At 38.7% G+C, this 23357-nt stretch carries 16 protein-coding genes and 1 pseudogene; 8 read left to right on the top strand and 9 right to left on the bottom strand.

Annotated features, from left to right (window positions below; all coding sequences use genetic code 11):
- From PHAL_RS0121275 to PHAL_RS0121250, 6 genes and pseudogenes are all read right to left on the bottom strand, one after another.
- Window positions 1-185 (bottom strand): annotated as a pseudogene (locus PHAL_RS0121275) (5-dehydro-4-deoxy-D-glucuronate isomerase); the annotation flags it as partial.
- A 56-nt stretch (window positions 186-241) separates the two neighbouring features.
- On the bottom strand, window positions 242-1015 hold the full coding sequence (locus PHAL_RS0121270; RefSeq protein ID WP_016710458.1) for a glucose 1-dehydrogenase: 774 nt from the start codon (window positions 1013-1015) through the stop codon (window positions 242-244).
- A gap of 28 nt (window positions 1016-1043) precedes the next feature.
- Window positions 1044-2336: a TRAP transporter large permease gene (locus PHAL_RS0121265; RefSeq protein ID WP_016710457.1), complete on the bottom strand. Its 1293-nt coding sequence runs from the start codon at window positions 2334-2336 to the stop codon at window positions 1044-1046.
- Window positions 2333-2836, bottom strand: a complete 504-nt coding sequence (locus tag PHAL_RS0121260; protein WP_016710456.1) for a TRAP transporter small permease — start codon at window positions 2834-2836, stop codon at window positions 2333-2335. The genes PHAL_RS0121265 and PHAL_RS0121260 overlap by 4 nt, the downstream gene beginning before the upstream one ends.
- Window positions 2833-3828, bottom strand: a complete 996-nt coding sequence (locus PHAL_RS0121255; protein WP_016710455.1) for a TRAP transporter substrate-binding protein — start codon at window positions 3826-3828, stop codon at window positions 2833-2835. The genes PHAL_RS0121260 and PHAL_RS0121255 overlap by 4 nt, the downstream gene beginning before the upstream one ends.
- Window positions 3828-4739 carry a sugar kinase gene (locus PHAL_RS0121250; protein WP_016710454.1) on the bottom strand — a complete coding sequence of 304 codons (912 nt, stop codon included), beginning with the start codon at window positions 4737-4739 and terminating at the stop codon, window positions 3828-3830. Before PHAL_RS0121250 ends, PHAL_RS0121255 begins: the two co-directional genes overlap by 1 nt.
- A gap of 375 nt (window positions 4740-5114) precedes the next feature.
- On the opposite strand from PHAL_RS0121250, the gene PHAL_RS0121245 reads away from it, so the two are divergent.
- A complete protein-coding gene (locus PHAL_RS0121245) occupies window positions 5115-5945 on the top strand; it encodes a DeoR/GlpR family DNA-binding transcription regulator (protein ID WP_016710453.1) in 831 nt (276 codons plus the stop codon).
- Window positions 5946-6007: 62 nt separating this feature from the next.
- Here the strand turns inward: PHAL_RS0121245 and PHAL_RS0121240 are convergent, their stop codons facing one another.
- Together PHAL_RS0121240 and PHAL_RS0121235 are read right to left on the bottom strand one after the other, a co-directional pair.
- Entirely contained in the window at window positions 6008-6682 is a 675-nt protein-coding gene (locus PHAL_RS0121240; RefSeq protein ID WP_016710452.1) for a hypothetical protein, read from the bottom strand.
- Between the two features lie 239 nt (window positions 6683-6921).
- Window positions 6922-7881, bottom strand: a complete 960-nt coding sequence (locus PHAL_RS0121235; RefSeq protein ID WP_016710451.1) for a class 1 fructose-bisphosphatase — start codon at window positions 7879-7881, stop codon at window positions 6922-6924.
- Window positions 7882-8063: 182 nt separating this feature from the next.
- Between PHAL_RS0121235 and PHAL_RS0121230 the strand changes: the two genes are divergently transcribed.
- Together PHAL_RS0121230 and PHAL_RS23305 are read left to right on the top strand one after the other, a co-directional pair.
- Window positions 8064-8969: a LysR family transcriptional regulator gene (locus PHAL_RS0121230; RefSeq protein WP_016710450.1), complete on the top strand. Its 906-nt coding sequence runs from the start codon at window positions 8064-8066 to the stop codon at window positions 8967-8969.
- 395 nt (window positions 8970-9364) lie between these two features.
- The gene (locus tag PHAL_RS23305; protein ID WP_016710449.1) at window positions 9365-11014 is read left to right on the top strand and encodes a methyl-accepting chemotaxis protein; all 1650 of its coding nucleotides are present in this window, start codon (window positions 9365-9367) and stop codon (window positions 11012-11014) included.
- Window positions 11015-11411: 397 nt separating this feature from the next.
- Here PHAL_RS23305 and PHAL_RS0121215 read toward each other — a convergent pair whose 3' ends face one another.
- Window positions 11412-12854, bottom strand: a complete 1443-nt coding sequence (locus PHAL_RS0121215; RefSeq protein ID WP_016710447.1) for a sulfatase family protein — start codon at window positions 12852-12854, stop codon at window positions 11412-11414.
- Between the two features lie 149 nt (window positions 12855-13003).
- Here PHAL_RS0121215 and PHAL_RS0121210 point away from each other — a divergent pair, with 149 nt between their 5' ends.
- The 5 genes from PHAL_RS0121210 to PHAL_RS0121190 all read left to right on the top strand — a co-directional run bounded on the left by PHAL_RS0121210 (window position 13004) and on the right by PHAL_RS0121190 (window position 23340).
- Complete coding sequence (locus tag PHAL_RS0121210; protein WP_016710446.1) at window positions 13004-15787, top strand: alpha-L-rhamnosidase; 2784 nt, start codon at window positions 13004-13006, stop codon at window positions 15785-15787.
- Window positions 15774-17225, top strand: coding sequence for a sulfatase (locus tag PHAL_RS0121205; RefSeq protein ID WP_016710445.1), 1452 nt, complete (start codon window positions 15774-15776; stop codon window positions 17223-17225). Before PHAL_RS0121210 ends, PHAL_RS0121205 begins: the two co-directional genes overlap by 14 nt.
- Before the next feature lie 19 nt (window positions 17226-17244).
- On the top strand, window positions 17245-18948 hold the full coding sequence (locus tag PHAL_RS0121200; RefSeq protein WP_016710444.1) for a GH39 family glycosyl hydrolase: 1704 nt from the start codon (window positions 17245-17247) through the stop codon (window positions 18946-18948).
- 42 nt (window positions 18949-18990) lie between these two features.
- On the top strand, window positions 18991-19917 hold the full coding sequence (locus tag PHAL_RS0121195; protein ID WP_016710443.1) for a heparin lyase I family protein: 927 nt from the start codon (window positions 18991-18993) through the stop codon (window positions 19915-19917).
- A gap of 126 nt (window positions 19918-20043) precedes the next feature.
- Window positions 20044-23340 (top strand): glycosyl hydrolase, encoded by a 3297-nt coding sequence (locus tag PHAL_RS0121190; RefSeq protein ID WP_016710442.1) that lies wholly within the window; start codon window positions 20044-20046, stop codon window positions 23338-23340.
- The last annotated feature ends 17 nt before the right edge of the window (window positions 23341-23357 follow it).

Here is a 23357-nt window from a genome sequence, read left to right as displayed (position 1 = left end):
TGGGTCGGTAACAAAATCGGTTCCGCGGCCGGAGTAATCCCCCCAATCACAGCGCGGTCGACATCAGTGTAAGTTAGGTTGATCTTACCGCTTTCAAATAATGGCGCGGTGATGAATGCATCACGTAATTCATCATTACGCATGGTTTTATAACTTCTGATATCCGCTGAGAACATAAAGTCCATAATTGCCCCTTTGTATAATTTGTTTATACATCTTAAAAAATTAAAATAATAATGGCTTAGCGAGCCATCCAACCGCCATCAACTAACATCACATGTCCATTAACATAATTGGCTGCATTGCTTGATAAAAATACGGTAGCACCGGCAAGATCTTCAGGTTTACCCCAAACACCACTTGGAATTCGCGCCGTAATACTTTGATGACGTTCTTTGTCTTGGCGAAGGTTATACGTGTTATCAGTTTCAAAATAACCCGGTGCAATAGCATTCACTTGAATGTTGCTAGCCGCCCATTCATTTGCTAAAGCTTTAGTTAACTGCGCTACACCACCTTTACTTGCGGCATAAGCTGGAACAGTAATACCGCCAGAAAAACTTAATAATGATGCGATATTGATAATTTTACCCGAGCCTTGTTTAAGCATGTGCTTACCGGCTTCACGACAGAATTTGAACACACCATTTAAGTTAGTATTGATAACTTCATTCCAATCTTCATCAGAGAATTCATGTGCTGGCGCACGTTTAATAGTGCCTGCGTTATTCACTAGAATATCAATTCGTCCAAATTCGCTAATAGTATCTGCAATTGCCTGCTTGATTTGTTCGCCATCACCTTGATCACAGCCAAGCGCCAGGCACGAAACACCCTTGTCTTTTAGTAAAGAGATTGTCGCTTCAACATTCTCAACCTTTGAACCAATTGCAACGACTGTTGCACCTGCTTCACCTAAAGCAACCGCCATGGCTTGGCCCAAACCACGGCTAGCACCAGTAACAATTGCAACCTTATTTTCTAAACCAAACTGTTCTTGCAAATATGTGTTCATTTTAAAACTCCTATAAACAGCTTAATTCTTAAATTAAGCCTAAAAGTTGAGGTAAGAATTCACTGATCGAAGGGAAGATAGTGACTAAAACAAGTGCAACGACCATTGCCGCATACAAAGGTAAAATAGGCTTAACTATTTCACTAATAGAAACCTTACCTATACTGCAGCCGACGAATAACACGCTACCTACAGGTGGTGTGCACAGGCCGATTGATAAATTTAGAATCATCATGATGCCAAAGTGTAAGGGCGATATCCCTAGAGACTCAGCAACAGGTAAAAAGATTGGGGTGAAAATGAGTACCGCTGGGGTCATATCCATAAATGTACCAATCAATAACAACGTAATATTAATTATTAATAGGATAATTAATGGGTTCTCTGACAAGGCTAATAATGTCTGACTAATAGTTTGTGGGATCAATTCGTAAGACATTAACCACGACATTGCGGAAGATGCACCGATCAATAGCATCACAATAGCTGTTGTATTAACGGCTTTAAGCAAAATTGGATACAGATCTTTATAATTAAGTTCTTTATAAAAATACAGAGAAATAACCAATGAATAGAGTACAGCTATTGCACCCGCTTCTGTTGGTGTGAAAAAGCCACCAATAATGCCACCGATTATCAAGAAAATTAGAAATAAACTAGGAACGGCACCAAAAAGCGAAGGCCAAAATGGACCAATTGACTCTTTAGATAACGGCTGAATATTTTTACGTTTAACGTAAATAGCAGCACCTATGATTAATAAGAGCGTGACTAATAATCCAGGTAAGTAACCGGCAATAAATAAGGCTGCTATTGACACCCCACCACTAGCCAGTGAATAGATGATCAAAATATTACTAGGCGGAATAAGCATCCCTGTAGTCGCAGCGGTTACAGTTACAGCAGTACTAAAAGGTTTATCGTAGCCTTCTTTTTTCATTGCTGGGATCATAAAGCCGCCAATTGCGGAGGTAGCAGCAACAGCCGACCCTGAGATTGAGCCAAACAATGCGCATGAAATCACATTAACAAATGCCAATCCACCAGGAAGGCGTCCGACTAAGACTTTAGCAAATTCAATTAATCTTAATGCAATACCGCCTTGCCCCATGATATACCCAGATAAAATAAAGTATGGAATAGCTAATAAAGCAAAACTATCAATACCAGCTGTTAACCTCTGTGCGATAGTAGTCAGTGCAGGTAGTGTGTCTATTGTTGCTAACATAGTAACTAATGTAGCGAAGATAATAGCCAGTGCTATAGGTAAATTAATTAGCAATAACAGTGCAAAAACACCAAATAAAATCATGCTCGTCATATGATGTCCTCCTGCTCTATTGAATGATTTGGGGCATTAAAAAAGAAATAGATGCTATAGAGTAAAAAAAGCAATCCACTAAGAGGCAGTACGAGGTATACAGCTGCCATTGGTACATTTAATACCGCCGAGTGTTGGCCTAATGTCCAAGTTAGAAGTACTAAATTCAAACCACCAATTATCAATACAGTGATCGCAAATATAGCGACCAATAGACAACATAGTTGAAAAACGATTTTGGCTTTCGCTACTGATAAATTCCTTACAATTAAGTCAAACCCTAGGTGACTATGCTCTCTATACGCGTAAGCCCCACCTAGCAAACTTATCCAAATAAGTAAAAACCTAGCTACTTCCTCAGTAAAAGAACTTGGCTGCGGTAACACAAACCGCGTTAAAACTTGCCAAGTAACATCTACAACTAATAAAGTCAGCATAATGGCTAATAAAACCCGTAAAGAACGGTCAATTGTGTGTAAGACGTGTTCAAACTGTTTCACTCTGATTCTCCCATAGCTTTAATACTGTCAACGAGAGGCTCGAGCATAGTGCCTTCCAATGAATCATAAATTGAGCTTACGCTGTCTTGAAACAGGGTTTTATCTGCAGTAATAATTTCAACACCTGCTTCTTCTACTTTCTGTAAAGACATCTCAGTCGATTCTGCCCAAAGTACTTTTTGATACTCAGTTGCTTCATGCATAGCTTGACTTAACCATTGCTGTTCTTGAGGCTTTAGCTTGTCCCACACTTTAGTGCCAATAACGATTACGTCTGGAATAGAGGTATGCTCATCTAATAAATAATATTTACTCACCTCATAGTGCTTTGAATAATAGAAACTAGGGGGATTATTTTCTGCACCTCCAACAATACCTTGTTGTAACGCTGTATAGAGCTCACCCCAGCTTACTGGCGTTGCTGCACCGCCCATCGTATTGACCATATCAACGGCGGTTTGGCTACTCATCACACGAATTTTCAACCCGTTTAAATCTGCTGGGCTTTCAACTTTTCGTTTTGTCGTATAGAAACTACGGCTGCCTGCATCAAAATAACCTAAACCTTTGATCAGAAATGGAGTACCCGCGTTTAATAAGTCTCGACCAATATCACTATCTAATGTCTTCCAATAATGCGCATGATCATTAAATAAGTAAGGAAGGCTAAATACCTTCATTTGCGGAACGAATGCTTCAAGTGAGCTGGCAGAAACCTTTGTCATCCCCATACTGCCAATCTGTAAAAGTTCAAGTACTTCGCGTTCGGTACCAACTTGTGCAGAAGGATAAATAATTAACTCCATCGTTCCACCTGAAAGCTGCTGGAGTACTTCATTCATGTGAACGAGTGATTTATGAACCGGATGTTGAGTATCTAAATGATGAGCCAACCGAATTGATGTATGTCTTTCATCACTTTTATTACATGCTGATAAAACGAGGCAAGATACTGTAATCATAAAGAGTTTAATAAAAGTACGCATATACATCATACCCCCTCACCCATAAGCGGAATACTTCGGTTTATAATTGCACCTTTATGCATAATTACAGTACTAGCGCATTGCTGCCCAGCCTTAATACACGCTTGAACACTTTTGCCTTGTAATTTTGCTGCAAGGTATGCGCCATTGAATGAATCGCCTGCTGCTGTAGTATCAACAGGTGTTAGAACCGATTTTAATGGATAAAATAAACGCTGGTTGTCTTTGTATAAATGACAACCATGGTGTCCATTTTTAACAACAATCTCGCCCACACCTGCATCAGCCCAACGATCGATACACTCTTCAGCCGTATGATCGCCATAGAGAGTTTTCTCATCATCAAAACTAATAAGGGCAATATCCGTTAAGGACATCATCTTAGTAAACACCTGTATCGCAGTGCTTACATCCATCCAATTACGCGCACGATAATTATTATCGAAAACAACTAAACCACCATTTTTTCGATACTGTGATAAGCAGTTGAATAAAGCAATTAGATCATCTTGAGGGTAAAGAGATAATGTAATTCCACTAAGGAACACCATGTCGTATTGTTTTATTTCATTCAAAACTTCTGGAAAGTCTGTCAATAAAGTTCTGGCTGGCGCATTTTGACGCCAATAATGAAAATAACGTTCACCATTGTCATCATTATTTATTATGTACAAACCAGGTAACTGACCATTTTTGATTCTAACATGCTCAATGCCGATCCCTTCTTCTTGCCATGCTTCCAGCATAACCTTGCTATAATGATCATTACCTAAAGCCGTAAAATAATCGGCGTTACCGTGGCAGCGGCATAAATAAATAGCAGTATTTAAAGTATCCCCACCAAAACCAATTTTAAACTGATCAGCGGCTTGCTGACTCAACTCAACCATGCATTCACCTAATACTGCTACTTTCACAATTCACCTTTAGATTTAATTCACATAAGCTGCTTTTTAATAAAATCATTGCTATTTACTACCCACCGACAGAAGAAAACATATTAGTGTGTGGAAGTGAATGATTTTAACTACAGGTTGCGTGATTGTAAATGATTATATTGAGCGATATTGACCGAATGTTTTATATTTGTCAAATATGAGACATTTTCCGATAAGATTAATCGACGATTAAGCAGGCCGAAATAATAAAAGCACATAAAAAATAGGCAATTACTTATAATTATTGAGCGACCCTTATAACTAAAAGAAACAATTATCGTCAAAAAATGTCTTTTACAATCAAATTGTGTATAATTAAGTTTCAATTAATGACTGGATGATCTATCGATAAATATGAATAACTCCCTTGGAAAAACTGAGAATGATGAGCAAGCGCTACCAATGCTCGAAAAGCACAGACAACAACTAATCATAGACATTTTAGAACAAAGTCAATTTGCTAGCGTTCGAAGTTTGACTCAGCAGCTCAATGCTTCCGAGGCGACAATTCGACGCGATATCACTAAAATGTCTAAGCGAGGTGAAATCACTAAGATAAGAGGAGGTGCAGAAGCAATAAATGGCGAGAAAACCAAAAAACAAATCTCAAGCACCTCGTTTAGTGTCGATAAAACCAAGCGAGAAAAAACCAAAAAGCTGATTGCTCGACGCGCAGTGTCGTTGTGTTCGGAAGGTGATTCAATAATTATCAATGGCGGTAGTTCTACTTACATGATGGGTGAATACCTTTGTAAACTGCAGCTAAATATACTTACAAACTCGTTTGTTCTAGCAAATTACCTAACAGAAAATAGCGATAATCAGGTTTCACTCCCTGGTGGAGAAATATATCGAGAGCAAGGGATAATCTTGAGCTCTTATGAAAGCGATACGACTGAAAATTATCGTGGCTCAATGATGTTTATGGGAACCCCTGGTCTTGGTGAATTTGGCGTAATGGAATCAGATCCACTACTTATCCGCTCAGAACAAAAGTTAAAAAGACAAACGGAAAAACTAGTTATCCTAGCTGACAGTACCAAGCTAGGCCAACATAGTAATTTTATATTTTGCCCACTGTCTGAAGTGGATATTTTAATCACTGATTCAAATGCCGAGCCGGCACTGATTAAAAAGTTTGAAAGTCAAAATATTGAAGTATTAATTGTTGATGCTATCGATTAATACTCATTATCTATAATGGGGAAGTACTCGTTATTCTTTTACTTAATAACGAGTACCCTGAATTAATACCAAAAAACACGCTCAAACCCCGTCTTTCTGACATAGTCTTTATTTTTTGCATTATCTACTACAACGACTTCCAAAGCATCGCTTGCTAAAGAAGCATCATTAAAGAAAGGGTCATCCACAAATGCTTTATCGGGTACTTTCACTGGGTAGCCTTCACGTTGTAAATATCTATAATATGTGTGGATTTTAACATCCCCCATATTAAAGCATTCAGCTGAATAATCGGCCCAATTTGTATTTGTTGCTAGAATAACCAACTTCTTATATTCAGATAAACTAATTAAATCGCGTTCTAATAATGCCGCAGTGAAGCCTTTCGCAGCCTCACGATAGTTTGCGGTATTCAATACCACCAAGTCACATAAGCGAATACTCTGTCTTAGTGTTAGAATTGCTTGTGCAGGAACAAGCTGCTCATCAATTAAGCCAAGGGTTAATCTTTTGGCTGTATTAAAGATCTGCTCTTCAGGATTTGAAATATCACGTAGTAACTTGAGCGTACCAACAAGCAATTGATAAGAATGCTCATACGTCTTATTTTTTTTCTCCCATTCAGTAACTAACGCTTTGAAAGCAATAGGCTCACATAACTCCTGCATTGTTAAAAACCAAAGATCATGACCACTTTTAGTTAAAGTACCATCAATATCAAAAATATGACTAAGCAAAACTGATGCGCTCCTATCCGTAATTCAAACGTACAAATTCAGTTACATTTGCACTCGCAACAAAGTAGCTATTGTATCAACCCCTGCCATCATTACAACAAAATAAGTCAAAACCAAACATAATCAATCACAACATTGATCGCATGGAAAAATTGCTACACCTCATATTAATGAGCGGAGAAAAGTAAATGTAAAAGCCTTCTCTTTGGAGCTTTTACATTTACATAAAAAACAACTGATTAAAGAAACTTATTATAGTACTCAACTTGCTCTTTAGAGCCAATGGCGACAGGTACTCGTTGATGTAAAGAGGTTGGCTGAATGTCTAAGATTGGTTGTCCTAAACTGAATGCTTGCCCGCCACTATTTTCAACCAACAAAGCGAGCGGATTAGCTTCATAAAGCAGCCTAATTTTTCCATTTTCATTGCCACTTCTTGAATCTTGAGGGTATAAAAATAGCCCACCACGACTGATCACACGATGGATATCACCGACCATAGCTGCATTCCATCGCATTGACGAGCCGGCATGTTCATCACTCTTATATAAAATTTCGTTAAAGTAGGATTGTATACTTTCAGACCAGTAGCGGTAATTGGCTAAATTAACGGCAAATTCTTTTGTTTTTAATGGTATTTCAAAGCTATTTTCTGTAAGTAGGTAGCCACCATGTGTTGAGTCCAGTGTGTAACAACGTGTAGGTCCGCCAGTTGTCATCACAAGCAAAGTTGACGCTCCATAAAGCACATATCCTGCACACAACTGTTGATTACCTGGTTGAGCAAACTGGAGTTCACTATCATCAGGTACATCATTTCGAGCCTTATAGATTGTAAAGATAGTCCCTATTTGGCCATTAATATCAACATTAGAAGAGCCATCAAGTGGATCAAAGGCGACAATATAAGGAGCGTTTGGCGTACCAGCTACCACAAAGTCCTCCTCTTCAGATGCAATTGCTCTTACTGAATCATCATCTAAAAGCATATCTTTGAGCAGTTGATTAGCCAAAACATCTAGTTTTTTCTGAACCTCACCTTGAATGTTTTCATCCAATGTAGAGCCGAGTACACCTGCTAATGCGCCTTGGCTAACCCGAAATGAAATTTCTTTCGATGCAGCAAGAACTGTTCTTATAAGCATGATCAACTCAAGTTCAACATTATCTCTCTTTAGTACAGGTATTAATCTTTGCAATTTAATTTCCTAGATTTTTATCATGATCTTTTAACGTCGCTGATCGCCTGCAATTCAAGCACATGGACCAAAACGCTTCCTAGCTATTAACCAGCTAAACAATATACTCCGCCGTCATTTATGTGTATATTGACAATAAATAAACAAACTGTTTCGAAACAAGACATAATCAAGGTTACTTTATGATAGGCGCGTCTGAACTTGCTATTTTTGCTGCTGTTGTTGAGGAAAGCTCATTCAGTCAAGCAGCATTAAAAATTGGTTTGTCAAAAACAGTGGTAAGCAAAAAAGTCTCTGCGTTAGAGCAAGAATTAAATACCCAACTACTTTACAGAACAACAAGAAAGCTGAGCCTAACTGATGCAGGAAAACTTTTATACAAGCATGCAAAAGGAATTAACCAGCAAGCAAATGATGCATTCACAGCAATTAATGAGCTTTCTCAAGAAGTCTCTGGTCATATTATTATGTCAGTCCCCACAATTTCAGGGGAGTTACTTTTAGCTGATTTAGTTGCTAAATTTTGTAAAAAATACCCTAAAGTTAGCATTGAATTAAGGCTTGAAAATAAACTGGTAGATTTAGTTGAAGAAGGGGTGGATTTAGCTATAAGAACGGCTGAACTTGCTGACTCATCACTAATAGCAGTGCCATTATTACAATCAAGTTGGGTTGTTTGTTGCTCTCCTGAATATCTAAACTCTACAAACCCACTTAAAGAGATCGACGACCTAAAAATGCACAACTGCCTTTGCTATGATTTACAGGCAAACGGTGGCAATGAATGGCGTTTTACTAAAGGCGAGCAACAGAAGTCAATTCTCGTCAAAGGAAGCATGTCATCAAACAATGCCCTTTCATTAAAAAAAGCAGCTCTGAACGATATGGGTGTAATTTACGTTCCAAAATGCAGTGTGTATGAAGAACTACGAGATGGCTCACTTGTACAAGTATTACAGCAGTATAAAGCGCGCTCATTAGGCGTATTTGCTATTTACCCTTACACTCGGCACAAACCAGAAAAAATTACCTTATTGATTGAAAACATAAAACAAGCCTATCGCTCACTTGAGCATATTTTTAATTAACTCAATACAAACTAAAAATAATGTATTGAAGCGCAAATTAATATTGTCCGTCACAACTCACTTCATCAAAGTCACTCTTGACATTTAACAAAACACTAACCAATATAAGCAAAGTCAATCACAACAAATCAAAAAGAGTCAATAAGTTTGACGCTTATCTGAATAAACACACACAATTTTAGGTAACAATTATGTTTGAAAATTATCAACACAACCACTATTCAGCTGTTTCAAAGCATCTAGTAGAAGCTGGCTAATTGCCTGACAACACCATGTACTCGGTGATTCTCCCATCGCAACAAACTATATAACTGCAACAAGCACCATCTTTAAATTTTATGCAAACTTTATAACCATGTTCGCATAAAAATAGCATTCTCAGGGCAGGAATGAATATGGATTTAAGCTTTAGAAAAAAAACAATACTTAGCGTTATTACACCTATTATTGTGATTATTACTGCATTTGTAATTCTCACTTATCATAACTCAATGGATACTTTTGAAAACGATTTAAGCCAGTATCAAATTGATATTAAAAAGGCAAAACGTGCTCATTTAAAAAGCTTAGTTAGCCTCGCGATTAACACCATAGAAAAACCTGTTTCTGAAGGTAATTTAGATCAGGCTATAGATATAATAAACACCCTCAAATTTGATACTTCAAACTACTTCTTCATCATGACATTAGATGGAACTGCACTCGCAAATGGCAGAAACCCAGCTATTAGAGGGAAAGATTTTAGCAACAATAAAAGCGTGCTAAATCAAATCGAAGCGGTTACAAAAAAAGATGGTTATTTAACTTATCTTTCAGGCCGCCCAGGCGATGATTCTGGCGTTCATGAAAAAATGGCTTACTTGGAAATGATCCCAAATACTAACTGGTATATAGGAACTGGCTTTTATATCGATGAAATTGCGCACACTATCAAAGAAAAACAAAGCAAAGGAGAGGCTGAACTCAACTATTTAATTAGAAACTTAATATTAGTTTCATTTGCATTATTACTGATTGTAGTCATGCTTGCTTTTGCATTTGTTAAACGTTTATACGCTGTAATTGGTGGTGAACCTTATGAAATAGAATCCGTTGTACAAAGGATTGCATCTGGGGATTTTACATCGATAAATCGAGGTAATATTGAACCAATAGGAATTTATGGTGCGGTTTATCAAATGGTGAACAAGCTACAGAATATAATTTCAGGTATTAATAGCGCTACACATTCACTTAATACTTCTGCAGGCAGAATGATAGAAAGTGCACATCTGGTTAAACTTGATTCACAGACGCAAATGGAGCAACTTGAGCAAACAGCGACAGCAATGAATGAAATGACATTTACTGCTGAAGAAGTCGCTCGTAACGCGCTTGATGCAGCTAATGCAACACAAAGCGCGAATGAAAACGCAGACCAAGGGAATAAAATTGTCTCAAGTATGAACCAGAGTATTACATGCTTGCTAGCTGGTATGGAACAAGTACAGCAAGTTATTACTGAGCTTGAAGTAAAAACGGTAGGCATTGGCAGTATTTTAGATGTCATTCGTGGCATTTCAGAGCAAACAAATTTACTTGCTCTTAATGCGGCTATAGAAGCCGCAAGAGCTGGTGAACAAGGGAGAGGTTTTGCAGTGGTAGCAGATGAAGTTAGACACTTAGCTACTAGAACACAGCAAAGTACCGAAGAAATTCAGCAAATGATTTCGCAGCTACAAAATGCTGCTCAGCAATCTGTTTCACTCATGAAAAAAAATATGCAAGACGCTCAGTCGACAGCACAAAAATCAACGACTGCAAGTCAAGCTCTTGAGGGAATTAGGGAGTCCATTATATTTATTGAAAGCATGAGCACTCAAATAGCAGCTGCGGCTGAAGAACAGACAAACGTAGCGTCCGATATCAATCAGAGTATTGTCTCAATAAGGGACTTAGCCAATAAAACAGCGATTAGTTCTGATGGCACGGTAGAAAATGCAAACGAACTATCAATGATATCTAATGAGCTACAACAAGCCGTTAAGGTATTTAAATTAGACTAGGTGCTTGCTAATTGTAGGTGACTCCCCTTTCAACTCATTTTCGTAAAAACATCATTTTAGCTGCCGTTAAACTTAAGTTTAACGGCAGCTAATTTCATATCCACCTTAAAATAGCAGAGCCGTGCTGCCATCACCAAATCGAGTAAATTAATAACTGATTTGATTATATTAATTCTTAATTCGTCAGCAGCGTAAAGCGAAATAGTCAGCAAGTCTAAGTAACCACTTCCGCTCACTATCGAGAAAAGTAACAACAAACGTTCATTTGGCTTCAGATTAAATAATCTGGTTAGTAGCTTTCTGCTTATACAACATACAGTATCAAAAAATAAAAGGTCGCCTTATGGATAATAAGACGACCTTTATTAAGTTGAGGTATTTAAATGAAAATAACGAATTAATCTTCTGAGTTTAAAAAAGATGTTCTACTTTTAACTTCTTCCGTTCGCTGACTTTCATACTTATCAATATAATAAGCAGTGCGCTTGCGTAATTCTTCCACCTTTGATTTATATTCAGGCAATTGCGCAAGATTTACTTTTTCTTGTGGATCGTCTTTTAAATTATATAGCTGAATATAATCATTTTTATAAAAATCAACAAATTTCCAAGTATTGTTACGAACCCCAACAATTGGTGGAATTGATGCTCTTTTAGGCTGATACATATGTTCAAAAAAGAATTCATCTCGCCAATTCGCAGGGGTTTTACCTTCCATCAAATCAACTAAACTCTGACCTTGATACGATTCAGGGATAGCAACACGAGCATAATCTAAAATAGTAGGAGCAATATCGATATTAAGTACTGTTTTATCAATAACCTGACCTTGCTGACTCGTATTACGCGGATCATAAATAATTAAAGGAACTCTGAGATCTTCTTCCCAACCAAACCACTTACCTGCTAACTGGCGTTCATTTAAGCTGTAACCATTATCGCCAGTGTAAATAATGACAGTGTTTTTGAGCATATCTAGCTTTTCAAGCTGCTGAATAATCTGACCTACCCCTTCATCAACCGCACTTATCGCACGATAATGGCGTTTGATCATTTTTTGATACAGTGCCTCATTCGAATATCTATACTCCCAACGAACACGACCCATAGAGGTTTTTAAAAACTCTGGCAGTGCTGCAAATGTTGCATCATCCGATAGTTTAGCAGGAGGAATAGTTATATCAGTGTACAAATGTTCAAACTTTGCTGGGTAGTGGTATTGATCCTTTTTATCACTATCAAGTGCATGAGGGTTCCAAAAGTTAACATTTAATACCCATGGTTTTGATGAATCTTGAGCCCTTTCTAAGAAATCTTTTGCTCTTTGCGTTATGTAGTTAGTCTGTGGAATATCATTCCCTTTATAAGTATTTGTTTTTGAATGCAGCAATGGCTCAAAGTAATCAAATCGGTCAAAATCTTCACCTGTTAACTTAATTTCGTATTTACCTACAAACCCTGATGTATAACCTTGATTCTTTAATTGCTTAGGGTAAATGTTTTCGGACTCTATCTTGCCTGTCGGTGGGCGACTAAAGGTATAGTCATGCGTACGTTCCGTTAATCCCGTTAATATACTAATACGGCTAGAAGCACAAATTGGCGTGGTAACGAATGAATTAGAAAAACGAACACCTTGATCAGCCAGCTTATCAAGGTTGGGGGTTTTTATTATTGGATGTGTTTTACCTAGTAAATCCCAACGATGATCATCGGCTAGAATAAATAAGATATTTGGCTGCCCAGATTCAGTTTCTTTTTCTTCGGCTGCTACGCTAAGGGAAGCAAATGAAATAGAAATCAAAAATATAAAAAACATATACTTACAATAAATTAGCATGTTATCCACCTATAAAAATTCTGCTAAAGCAAAATACATTAAAAATCATATTCAATCAATATAATCACACACTATGACTCATTTAGCTTGAAAATGACAATTTTAATGTTACTGTAAAACAATTATTGATTAACATAAACAACAAAAAAATGAATAAGCCAAGATTGAACAGCCTATTTAAGAGCGTAGTAAAACCATTATCATTAGCTCTCGTAGTGTGCCTAAGTGCTTCTTGTAGTAACGAAAAAGAGGCCTTAAATTCACCACAACAAACTATAAGCTTGATAGCAGCCCCTATTGAATTAAAAGTAGGTGAAGGGTTTAAAGCCCCCGTTGGATATTATGAAAGTACACCTCGGTTCTCTTGGCAAATGCCTCAAAACAGTCAATCTAGTGCCCAATCTGCATATCAAATACAGGTAAGCTCTACTCCAGAACTATTTTCAACGCAACCAGATTTATGGGACAGCAGCAAAATAAATTCAACAAATACAAGCTGGATACATTATCAAGGACAGCCGCTAAGCTCTAGACAACAAGTATATTGGCGTGTTCGTTTATGGGATGAAAGTGATAAAGCTTCTCGCTGGAGTGATGTGCAAACCCTCGAACTTGGTTTGCTTAAAAATGAAGATTGGCAGGCCAAATGGATTGGACACCCTGATACAGCCCTTGCAAATCAACCAAGCAAAGACTTAATCGCAACACCACAATACTTTAGAAAATCATTCACCCTTTCTAACAAAGTCGCAGATGCGCGTCTTTATATCACAGCCAAAGGAGTATTTAAGCCATATATAAATGGTGATGAGGTATCTGCAAAAGATGTTATGACCCCAGGTTGGACGCCTTATAGTCAGCGTATAGAAACCTTAACATATGACTTAACTGATAAGCTAAATTTAGGGGAAAATACCATAGCAGCATCGCTTGCTGGTGGTTGGTACTCAGCACGAGTGGCTGACTTGAAAGAGCCTGAACATACTCTTCCTCCTCGGCTATTAGCACAACTAGAAATTACACTCATTGATGGTACTAAACAAACAATAACTACCGATGAAACATGGAAAGCGACACAGCAAGGCCCGATTCGATTTGCAAGTAATTATGATGGCGAACGTTACGACCAAGCGTTTGAAATGCCAAACTGGAACCGAACAAAGTTTGACAGCAGTAGTTGGCAAAATGCTTACGCACAAGATATCGATAATGCGATCAAGCTAAGACCTAAACGCCACGAACCTATTCGTATCGTTGATGAACTGAGCCCGATTGCTCTTTTAGAGCACAATGAAAATAGTGTTATCTTTGATTTTGGCCAAAATATGGTCGGCGTGCCTCGTTTAAATATTCCTGTCGTTGCTAACCAACAAGTTAAAGTTGAATTTGCAGAAGCATTACATAAAGGTGAGTTTTATACAGACAATTATCGCAGTGCTTTATCTACCAACTTTTACTCCCCAGCTAAAACTGAATTTATCCAATACCAACCAACTTTTACTTTTCATGGTTATCGCTATATCAAATTATCAGGCTTTGATGCGTCTAAAGCCCCATCAAAAGATTGGGTCACGTCGCTCGTTCAACACTCAGATATCAAACTCTACAATAACTTTAATAGCTCGCACCCTAAATTAAATAAGCTCTTTAGTAATATAAATTGGGGTCTACGCGGTAATTTTTATGACATTCCACTGGACTGCCCACAACGAGATGAACGTTTAGGATGGACAGGTGATGCAAACGCATTTGTTACACCTTCAATGTATATAGCAGACGTTTATGGTTTCTGGTCAGCATGGCTTGAAAGCATGAGAGAAGAGCAAGCCAGTGATGGGATGATCCCTTTATATGTTCCTTTTATTACCTGGATCAATTGGGCATCGTCTGGCTGGGGAGATGCAGCAACGATAATCCCTTGGGAACTGTACACAATGACCGGGGATGAAACCATCCTAACCGAAAACTATGACATGATGAAAAAATGGGTGGATTACCATACAAGCCAAAGTACAAATAGTATTTCAAAAATGAATACCTTTGGTGACTGGTTACAACCCTACCCTAAAGCCGAAGGTAAAGGAGCAAACCGGGGTGATACAGATTTTAACCTGATCGGTACTGCTTTTTATGCACGATCGGTTGAGTTAACACTCAAAGCCGCAACAGTTCTACAAAAACAAGCTGATATTGACGCTTTATCGGCATTACATGCACGCATAAAAAACGCTTTCAGAACACACTTTTTTGATGTTCAACTTACGCCTAAAAAAGGTGAAGCAACTCAAACTGCGTATCTACTGGCATTAGAGTTCAATCTATTCAATGCTCAAGAAAAGTTAAAAGCGCAAGAGCTGTTAATAGCGCTTATTGGCCAAGCTGATAACCACCTTCGCACAGGTTTCTTAGGTACGCCTTTACTTACCTCAGTGCTACAAGATGCAGGAAGAAGTGATTTAATCTATCAGTTGTTATTTAAAGAAACTTACCCATCATGGTTTTATTCAATAAACAATGGTGCAACAACAACATGGGAACGTTGGAATTCATATTCATTGGAGGATGGTTTTAATCCTCAAGGTATGAATTCGCTAAACCACTACGCTTACGGAACTGTTTCCCGCTGGTTTTATGAAGGCATTTTAGGCATACAACAAACGCTTCCTGGCTTTAAAGAGTTCAAAGTATCACCGCAATTTTCGCACTATTTGGATCAAGCGAATGGCACTGTTCATACAATGAATGGTGAAATTGAAATTAATTGGTTTGTAAAAGCTGATGAAGTATCTATCAACCTTCTAGTACCTAAAAACTCAGCGGCCATTTTAGACTTAACACATTTACAAGAAGTGACCGTTGCACAAAACGGTATCCAAATCAGTAATCATGAAAAATTAACACCAGGTGAGTATCAAATAAATGGCAAACTCTAAAACTTTAACAGTATTGCTCGCTTTTTTACTCAGTGCTTGTAGTGCACAAAAAGTAGAGCAAACAGTATCTCAAACCAAGATTCAAGAGCCGTTAAATGTGCTCATTTTCTTGGTAGATGATCTACGTTCAGATCTTGGCACCTATGGGCACAGCCATGTACTTAGCCCAAACATTGATAAACTGGCCAACGAAGGCGTGAAATTTACTCACGCTTACGCACAACAAGCTATTTGTGGGCCTTCTCGTGTAAGTATCATGACTGGCTTACGGCCTGAAACAACGGGATTGTATACAATAGACAAAAATGGCCGTCTACGTCCTAACCAGCCAAACGTAGTTTCAATGCCAGAGTTATTTAAGAACAATGGATACAAAACGGTCAGCATCGGTAAGGTTTATCACAGCGTAACGGATGATCAAGACAATTGGTCTACGCACATAAAAAAACTCGATAACTTTTATGCTGATCCTGAAAAAGCTAAAACTAAGTTTGCCTATGAAGCAGGTGATGTAGAAGATGACTTTTACAAAGATGGTAAAGTCGCAACTGATGCAATAAAAACATTACAACAGCTCAAAGACGATAAATTTTTAATGTTTGTCGGTTTAAGTAAACCACACCTACCCTTTAATGCTCCTAAGAAATATTGGGATCTTTATGATCGAGAACAGTTCACCGTTCCTAGTAAAGATAAACCAGACAATATGTATAGGCTAGCTCTAACCAAGTGGGGGGAACTTCGCATGTATGGCGGCATTCCGAAAAAAGGTGATGTTGATGATGAGCTGACTAAAACGCTTATTCACGCTTACTACGCATCGGTAAGTTACATGGATGCACAAATAGGCCGTGTTATGAAAGCGGTAGATGAAATGGGCTTGCGTGACAATACAATGGTCGTTTTTATGAGCGATCACGGATATAAGCTGGGAGAATATGGTGCATGGAATAAGCACAGCAATATGGAACTAGACACAAAAGTTCCCCTTATTATCAGCCGTGAGTTATCACATGAAAACCGTAAAGCGGGTGTAACGTCAAACGCACTTGTTGAAAATGTTGATATTTTCCCATCGGTTGCTCAAGCCGCAGGCTTAGAAATGCCGAAAGTAGATGGCCAAAGCTTATTACCTTTGCTTGATAACCCTGATATGCAATTTAAAGAAGCAGCATACAGTTTATTTAATCGCGGGAAGATTATGGGTGTTTCTGTCACAAACGGTCAATGGCGTTACACAGAATGGCGCAATGCCGCAACCCAAGAAATTAAAGATACTGAACTATACGATCACACCACCAGCGATGTAGCCATAGCAAATATTTCAGGTAGACCACAATACCATGAACTCGAACAACATTTAAAAGCACTATTGCATAACAAGTTTCCTCTTAATGCACCTTCGTTTTATGTAAAACGACATGTGAATAATCATTAAGACGAGGTAAGGAAAAATCATGAAGCTACTGAGAAAAATGTTACTGCCCGCACTCCTATGTACTGCCGGTTGCCAATCAGCTTTATCACCTGAAAAAAATGAGACGACAGTTGATGTAATAGCCCAACCATCAACAATGTTATATGCTGACTTTACCAGTGATACTGAGCAAGCGGGTATCATTTACGATTTCTTTGACGTTGCAGTAAGAACAGAGCGTGGAAACCCAAAATCCAAACCAGCAACATTTGGCCGCAAAGCTAAAGTTAATACAGTGCGCATGTTAGGTGGATGGTACAATCAAGATATAACGGGCGATACGTACTTGTGGGATGGAGAAAAATACACGTACAACTTTGATCAAGCGACTAAACGAATTGATAGCTGGCTCAATGATGACTGGGACGTTTTTCAAATAGTATTAGATAACCCACCTTGGGCATTTCAGCAAGGCTATACATTTGTAGATAAACCAAACGGTAAAAATTATTTAGAAAAAGACCGAGTTGGCGTATACGGGAATGGTTTGCCACCCAATGATCCTCAGGCTTGGCATAATTATATCGAAGCCTTCATAACACACCTTGTTAAAACCTATGGCGAAGATGTTGTTATGAAATGGCGCTTTAGAGTTGGCTCAGAAATAGACACTCGACCACAACACTGGGCTGCTACTCGCCAAGAATTTTTTGATCATTACTTAAACACTGTTACAGCAGTTAAATCCGTGCTACCAAATGCGATAGTCGGTACTCACTTTAGAGAAGCAAGTCATAAAAGTACGTATGTAGATTATACTGGTAATACCGAAGAAGCTTATGCACCATACTTTGTTACTTGGGCAAAACAGAATAACGTACCTTATGATTTCTTAGCTATTTCATATTATCCGCACATCACCCACCCCCACGAAATGGATATGGAACAAGTTTATCAGGAGCAGATAGCACCGATCCTTGAAAACCCTGATTATAATCCAAATGCCAGTTTCGAAATTCATGAATATAAATTCATAGTAAAAATGAAACGAGCAGGCTTTGTGAGTGTCGCAACCTCACATAACTCTGCATTTTTTGCCATGCTATCAAAGATGATGCTAGATAAAGACATAAAAGAGGTTTTTCAATGGGGTAATGCTAAAAATGGCTCGTACAGTCCTGAGGCAATGACCCAATTAGCACTGAATGATATGGTCGGTGATACGTTTTACAACAATACTGTTAATGGAGATCCAGCCGTAAAAGGAAATCGTGTCGATGGTATTTTCTCTCAGAAGCAAGGTAATCAAGATATTGATGTCCTGTTGTTTAATTTTAATAAAGACAATATGGAATATCAAAAGCCAGAGCCCATTTCACTGTCATTACGGGTAGATAAAAATGAGGGTACAAAATTCCAGTATCGTGTTGCGCAGATAGATCAAACAAGTAACCTTGATCAATTATTTTTTGCTGAGCACCCAAAAGCCAACATACCACAGAGTCAAGGTGGATGGCGAAAAGAAGATGCCCACCCCACCGCTTCTGTCGCAAACGCATTAAATGAAGAGGGTATTCAAGCTTATGAACAAACTTACTCAAAATATGGCAAAAAAAATAAACTAAATTGGGGTAAATGGCGACAAGGCGAAACGACGTCTAGTGAGCTCTCTGGAAACTCATTAGTAAAAATTAACAATACGTTGCCCTCTTTTGCTGTGCAAAAGTATCAGATCCGTTGGTAATTTACCCTTTAATAACTCGATTAAAATGAAGAAGTAAATTTAATGAAAAATATAAATTATCTACTACCAGCTTTAGCATTAGTGCTCACTGGTTGTAGTACTCAAACAGAAAATATGAATAATGCTACCCCAACGTTGAAAACGGTTATCTATGAGTCGTTCGAGCAAGGGGGCTGGAATGCAGAAAACACGACGTTAAGTATTAGCACTCATCAACCGGGGCTAAATACTGCATTACCAAAAAACTTCTTATTCGCACAATTACAAGGGCCGCACTCCTTTAGCGCAGAGCAATCAATTGTTCGCTATGGAGACTACTCAGCTAAACTGCACTGGAAACATGCCAACCAAACAAAATACAATGGCGACCCAAAAGTACTTGATAACACTGATAGAAAGGCTATGTTTCATGGCTATAAAGCCCAGAGTAATATTGCCACGGTTTGGTATGGATTTAGCGCTTATTTCCCAAGTGAGGATACACAATTAAAAGAGGGGCAAGGTGCATTGTTCTTCCAGATACATGGTGCGAGAGATGGTAATAAAGAACCTAATCGCATCCCTCCAGTTTCTATCAACTTGGTCAAAGACGGCTTTACCATGGGTTATTCATGGGACAGTAAAAAACTCAGCACGAGCACTCACGGAGAAGGGAATAAAACGTTTGAGATACCAGCCAAGCTAGCAGATTATCAAGACCGTTGGGTCGATTTCGTTCTCAAAGTCAAAACGAATCCTTTTGAAAAAAAAGGCGAACTAAACCTATGGATCGATGGTAAACACGTAGTTAATCGTACCAATGTTAAAGTTGGTTATAACGATGATATGGGTGTTTATCCATCATTCGGCTGGTACTTATGGGGTGATTATGCCAAGCGTGATCAAGATGTAATCATGTACCTTGATGAAGTGCGTCAAGCACAAGGGGATGATATTAACTACCAGGACGTTGCGTCAAAGGCTAACTAGTATGGCGTTCTAAGGTGGGTTTAGCCAAGTGCTAAACCCATATACTCTGTTTATTTTCCCCTAAAGAGTAAAACAAACGCTTCCCTCTAAGCTAAATCAATGCCTTAAATTTTTAAAGAGAACAATATGAAACTCAAAACTCATACCATTCTGCCATTAGCTATAGCTGTATTTTCTCTAAATGCTTTAGCAGAACAATTATCCCCTGACTCGTTTAATGATCCCGAACAAAATTATTTACCTAAAACGTGGATGCATGCAATGAACGGTAACCTCAGTAAACCGGGGTTTACTCAAGACTTTAAAGCCATGAAAGAAGCGGGCATTGGAGGGGCTATATTTTTTCATGTACATCGCCGTGATAAACCATATTCATCAGATGGTCCTATTCGATTTGGCACTGAAGAATTTTATGATCACCTTGTTCATGCTGCCGCACAAGCCGATAAAAATAACATTGAATTTGGCATTCATAACGCCGATGGTTGGACTTCAAGTGGTGGACCTTGGGTGACTCCTGAAATGTCAATGAAAAGGATCACTTGGTCAGAGCAATATGTCCAAGTAAACCAAAATGACCATAATAACAAAATGTTTTTACCGCCACAGCCTGGCTATTATGAACAATTTTATCGTGATGTTGCGGTGATTGCACTACCGGCAAATAAATACAACCAGAGTAACGCATTTGCCAATGCGAAAATAACGGTTTCAGATCCAACATTAAATGCAGAACTACTTACTGACAATGATTGGGATAGCACATTAACGTTCAACGCAAACAAAGACAACAGCTATTGGGTACAAGTGGAAGTTGATGAACCAACCACATTGCGTAGTTTACATATTGAAACCCCTAACCGTCATGGTGATGCAGCATTACAAATATCAGCTGATGGTATTAACTTCAATACCGTCGTTGAAAAGCTAAGGCGCCCTCGCCCAGGTGCTAGGTTATGGGCTTTTAGCCCGCAACTTGTCAGTGATAAAACAGATGGCTATAAAGCTAAGTATTTTCGCTTAGTTTTCGATAAACCAATTACACTTAAACGTTTTGACTTGTGGTCTGTACCACGAATTGATGATTGGTTTTCGATGAATTCGATGGAACGAGGCCGAGTAAGTTTAGCACCTAAAATTAATCCATTAGCGATTACCAAAGCAAAAGATGTTTTAGTGTTGAATCGTGGCGAGTTACCCAAAAATGGCATCAAACTCCCTGAAGGTAAGTGGCGCGTCTTGCGTTTTGGTTACACCAGTACCGGCGCTTATAATGTACCCGCGACAGTTGAAGGGGAAGGGTTAGAGGTTGATAAGTTTGATGCAAAAGCCTTACAGTTCCACTTTGATGCTTTTGTAGGGAAATTAGTGAAAAAAGTGCAAGCAAAAGGCATTAACTCACTAAAAACCACTGAAATTGATAGCTATGAAGTGGGTGGACAAAATTGGACCGCAGGGATAGAAAACACCTTCCAAGAAAAGTTCGGTTACGACTTAATTAAGTGGTTACCTTTACTAACTGGCCGCGTAATTGAATCAGCAGAACATACGGGAGCTATTTTACAAGAGCTCCGCCAGCATCAATCAGATTTAATGGTTGAAAACTACTTTGGTGAGTTTACTCGTTTATCACACCAATATGGCTTAGAGTCATACATTGAACCTTATGGCTGGGGCCCTTTTGATGAATTAGCCTCAGGCGGTAAAGCAGACCGTTTAATGGGCGAGTTTTGGGTGAAATCATTCCCAGGCACAGACAAGGTTTATCATGGGCGAACCAGTGCTGCTATTTCATCAGGTCATATTTACGGTAAAAAAATCATCTCCGCGGAGTCATTTACCTCTACAACCGTTAACTGGAAAGGCCACCCATTCTATTACAAACATCATGGTGATCGTATGTGGGCTCGAGGCATTAACGAGACCATGTTTCACCGCTTTGCACATCAGCCCAACAATCATATTAAGCCGGGTATGACAATGGACTCAATTGGGTCTCATATCGATCGCACTCAAACATGGTGGAATAATGGGGGTACGCATTGGTTTAAATATTTAGCCCGTGGATCTTACCTATTACAACAAGGTGTGCCGGACGCTGACTTTTTAGTGCATTTAGGCGATGTTGCACCAGTACGAGGAAATAGCGAAGTTGAAATACCTGTGGGCTTTGGCCACGACTTCACCAATACCGATGTATTGCTTAATCGTATAAGCGTAAAAGATGGCTGGCTTGTCCTACCTGAAGGTACGCGCTATAAAGCATTATACTTGACCAAAACTGATTACCTCCACTTAAAAACGTTAAAACGTATACAGTCGTTAGTAGCTGCTGGTGCAACCGTTATTGGTAACAAACCGAAAGATGTGATCGGGTTTAGTGAGTGGCCAAATAAAGCCAAATTTAAGCAAATTGCTGATGAGCTTTGGCCAAACACTGCAAACACCATTAAAGCTTATCAAAAAGGCCTTGTAAGCAATTTAAGTCTTGCTGAGACAATTAAACAACTTAAATTACAACCAGATCTTTTGATAAACGACGAACCCGTAAAAGTTTTTGCTAAACGCCGCATTGATGGTAACGACTTATACTTTTTTCACAGTGAAAAACCAGAGTTTCAACAAATCAGCGTCGAAATCCGTGATGGTGGTGGCTCACCGGAGATTTGGAACAATACGGATGGCACGATTGAACAAGTCCAAAATTACCGCAGGGACGGTAATCGAATCATCATTGACTTAGCGCTTGAGCCTTATGCCAGCCGATTTATTTTGATTCGTCGTGATAAAAACACGCCACAATATACCGGTGCCCACTCTCAACTAGTTAAAGATGTGTATCTAAATGATAAAAAAGAAACAAAGGTACAAGAGCTCACAGGCCCATGGACCATTGAGTTTGATCAAAAGTTGGCAGGTCCAGGCTTAGTTACTTTTGATAGATTACAAGATTGGATCACACGTAAAGAAGAAGACATCAAACATTACTCTGGCACCGCCAATTATTCCAAAACATTTTCTATCACTAAGCAGCAAATCAGTTCTGATAAAGCTATTTATCTTGATTTAGGTGAAGTACAGCAAATAGCAGAAGTCTCACTTAATGGTAAAAAGTTAGGAACATTGTGGAAACCACCATTCGCTTTAAACATTAGTAAAGCGATCAGGGTTGGTCGCAATGAACTCGAAGTAAAAATAACGAATACATGGGTGAACCGATTAGTTGGTGATGAAGCACTTCCAGATACCAGTGGCTATAAAATGACAGGTAAAACTGTCCCTTGGCTCAATGCAAATGAACCACCGCCAAAGAGTCAGCGTGTGACTTTCACAGGATATAACTTTTTTGCGAAAGAGAAAAATAAAAAGCTGCAGAGCTCGGGGCTAATAGGCCCTGTTCGTATAATCCAACCCAGCCTATAACTTGACAACATGATGAG

This window comes from Pseudoalteromonas haloplanktis ATCC 14393 (assembly GCF_000238355.1).
Taxonomy (GTDB): Bacteria; Pseudomonadota; Gammaproteobacteria; order Enterobacterales; family Alteromonadaceae; genus Pseudoalteromonas; species Pseudoalteromonas haloplanktis.
This window is presented reverse-complemented; position numbering and strand designations above follow the sequence as displayed.

Bases quoted from the DNA above. Each gene is read 5' to 3' on its own strand.
- PHAL_RS23305 (WP_016710449.1), top strand. From the start codon at position 9,365: ATGGATTTAAGCTTTAGAAAAAAAACAATACTTAGCGTTATTACACCT.
- PHAL_RS0121205 (WP_016710445.1), top strand. From the start codon at position 15,774: ATGGCAAACTCTAAAACTTTAACAGTATTGCTCGCTTTTTTACTCAGT.
- PHAL_RS0121210 (WP_016710446.1), top strand. From the start codon at position 13,004: ATGAATAAGCCAAGATTGAACAGCCTATTTAAGAGCGTAGTAAAACCA.
- PHAL_RS0121190 (WP_016710442.1), top strand. From the start codon at position 20,044: ATGAAACTCAAAACTCATACCATTCTGCCATTAGCTATAGCTGTATTT.
- PHAL_RS0121195 (WP_016710443.1), top strand. From the start codon at position 18,991: ATGAAAAATATAAATTATCTACTACCAGCTTTAGCATTAGTGCTCACT.
- PHAL_RS0121200 (WP_016710444.1), top strand. From the start codon at position 17,245: ATGAAGCTACTGAGAAAAATGTTACTGCCCGCACTCCTATGTACTGCC.
- PHAL_RS0121270 (WP_016710458.1), bottom strand. From the start codon at position 1,015: ATGAACACATATTTGCAAGAACAGTTTGGTTTAGAAAATAAGGTTGCA.
- PHAL_RS0121215 (WP_016710447.1), bottom strand. From the start codon at position 12,854: ATGCTAATTTATTGTAAGTATATGTTTTTTATATTTTTGATTTCTATT.
- PHAL_RS0121265 (WP_016710457.1), bottom strand. From the start codon at position 2,336: ATGACGAGCATGATTTTATTTGGTGTTTTTGCACTGTTATTGCTAATT.
- PHAL_RS0121230 (WP_016710450.1), top strand. From the start codon at position 8,064: ATGATAGGCGCGTCTGAACTTGCTATTTTTGCTGCTGTTGTTGAGGAA.
- PHAL_RS0121255 (WP_016710455.1), bottom strand. From the start codon at position 3,828: ATGTATATGCGTACTTTTATTAAACTCTTTATGATTACAGTATCTTGC.
- PHAL_RS0121245 (WP_016710453.1), top strand. From the start codon at position 5,115: ATGAATAACTCCCTTGGAAAAACTGAGAATGATGAGCAAGCGCTACCA.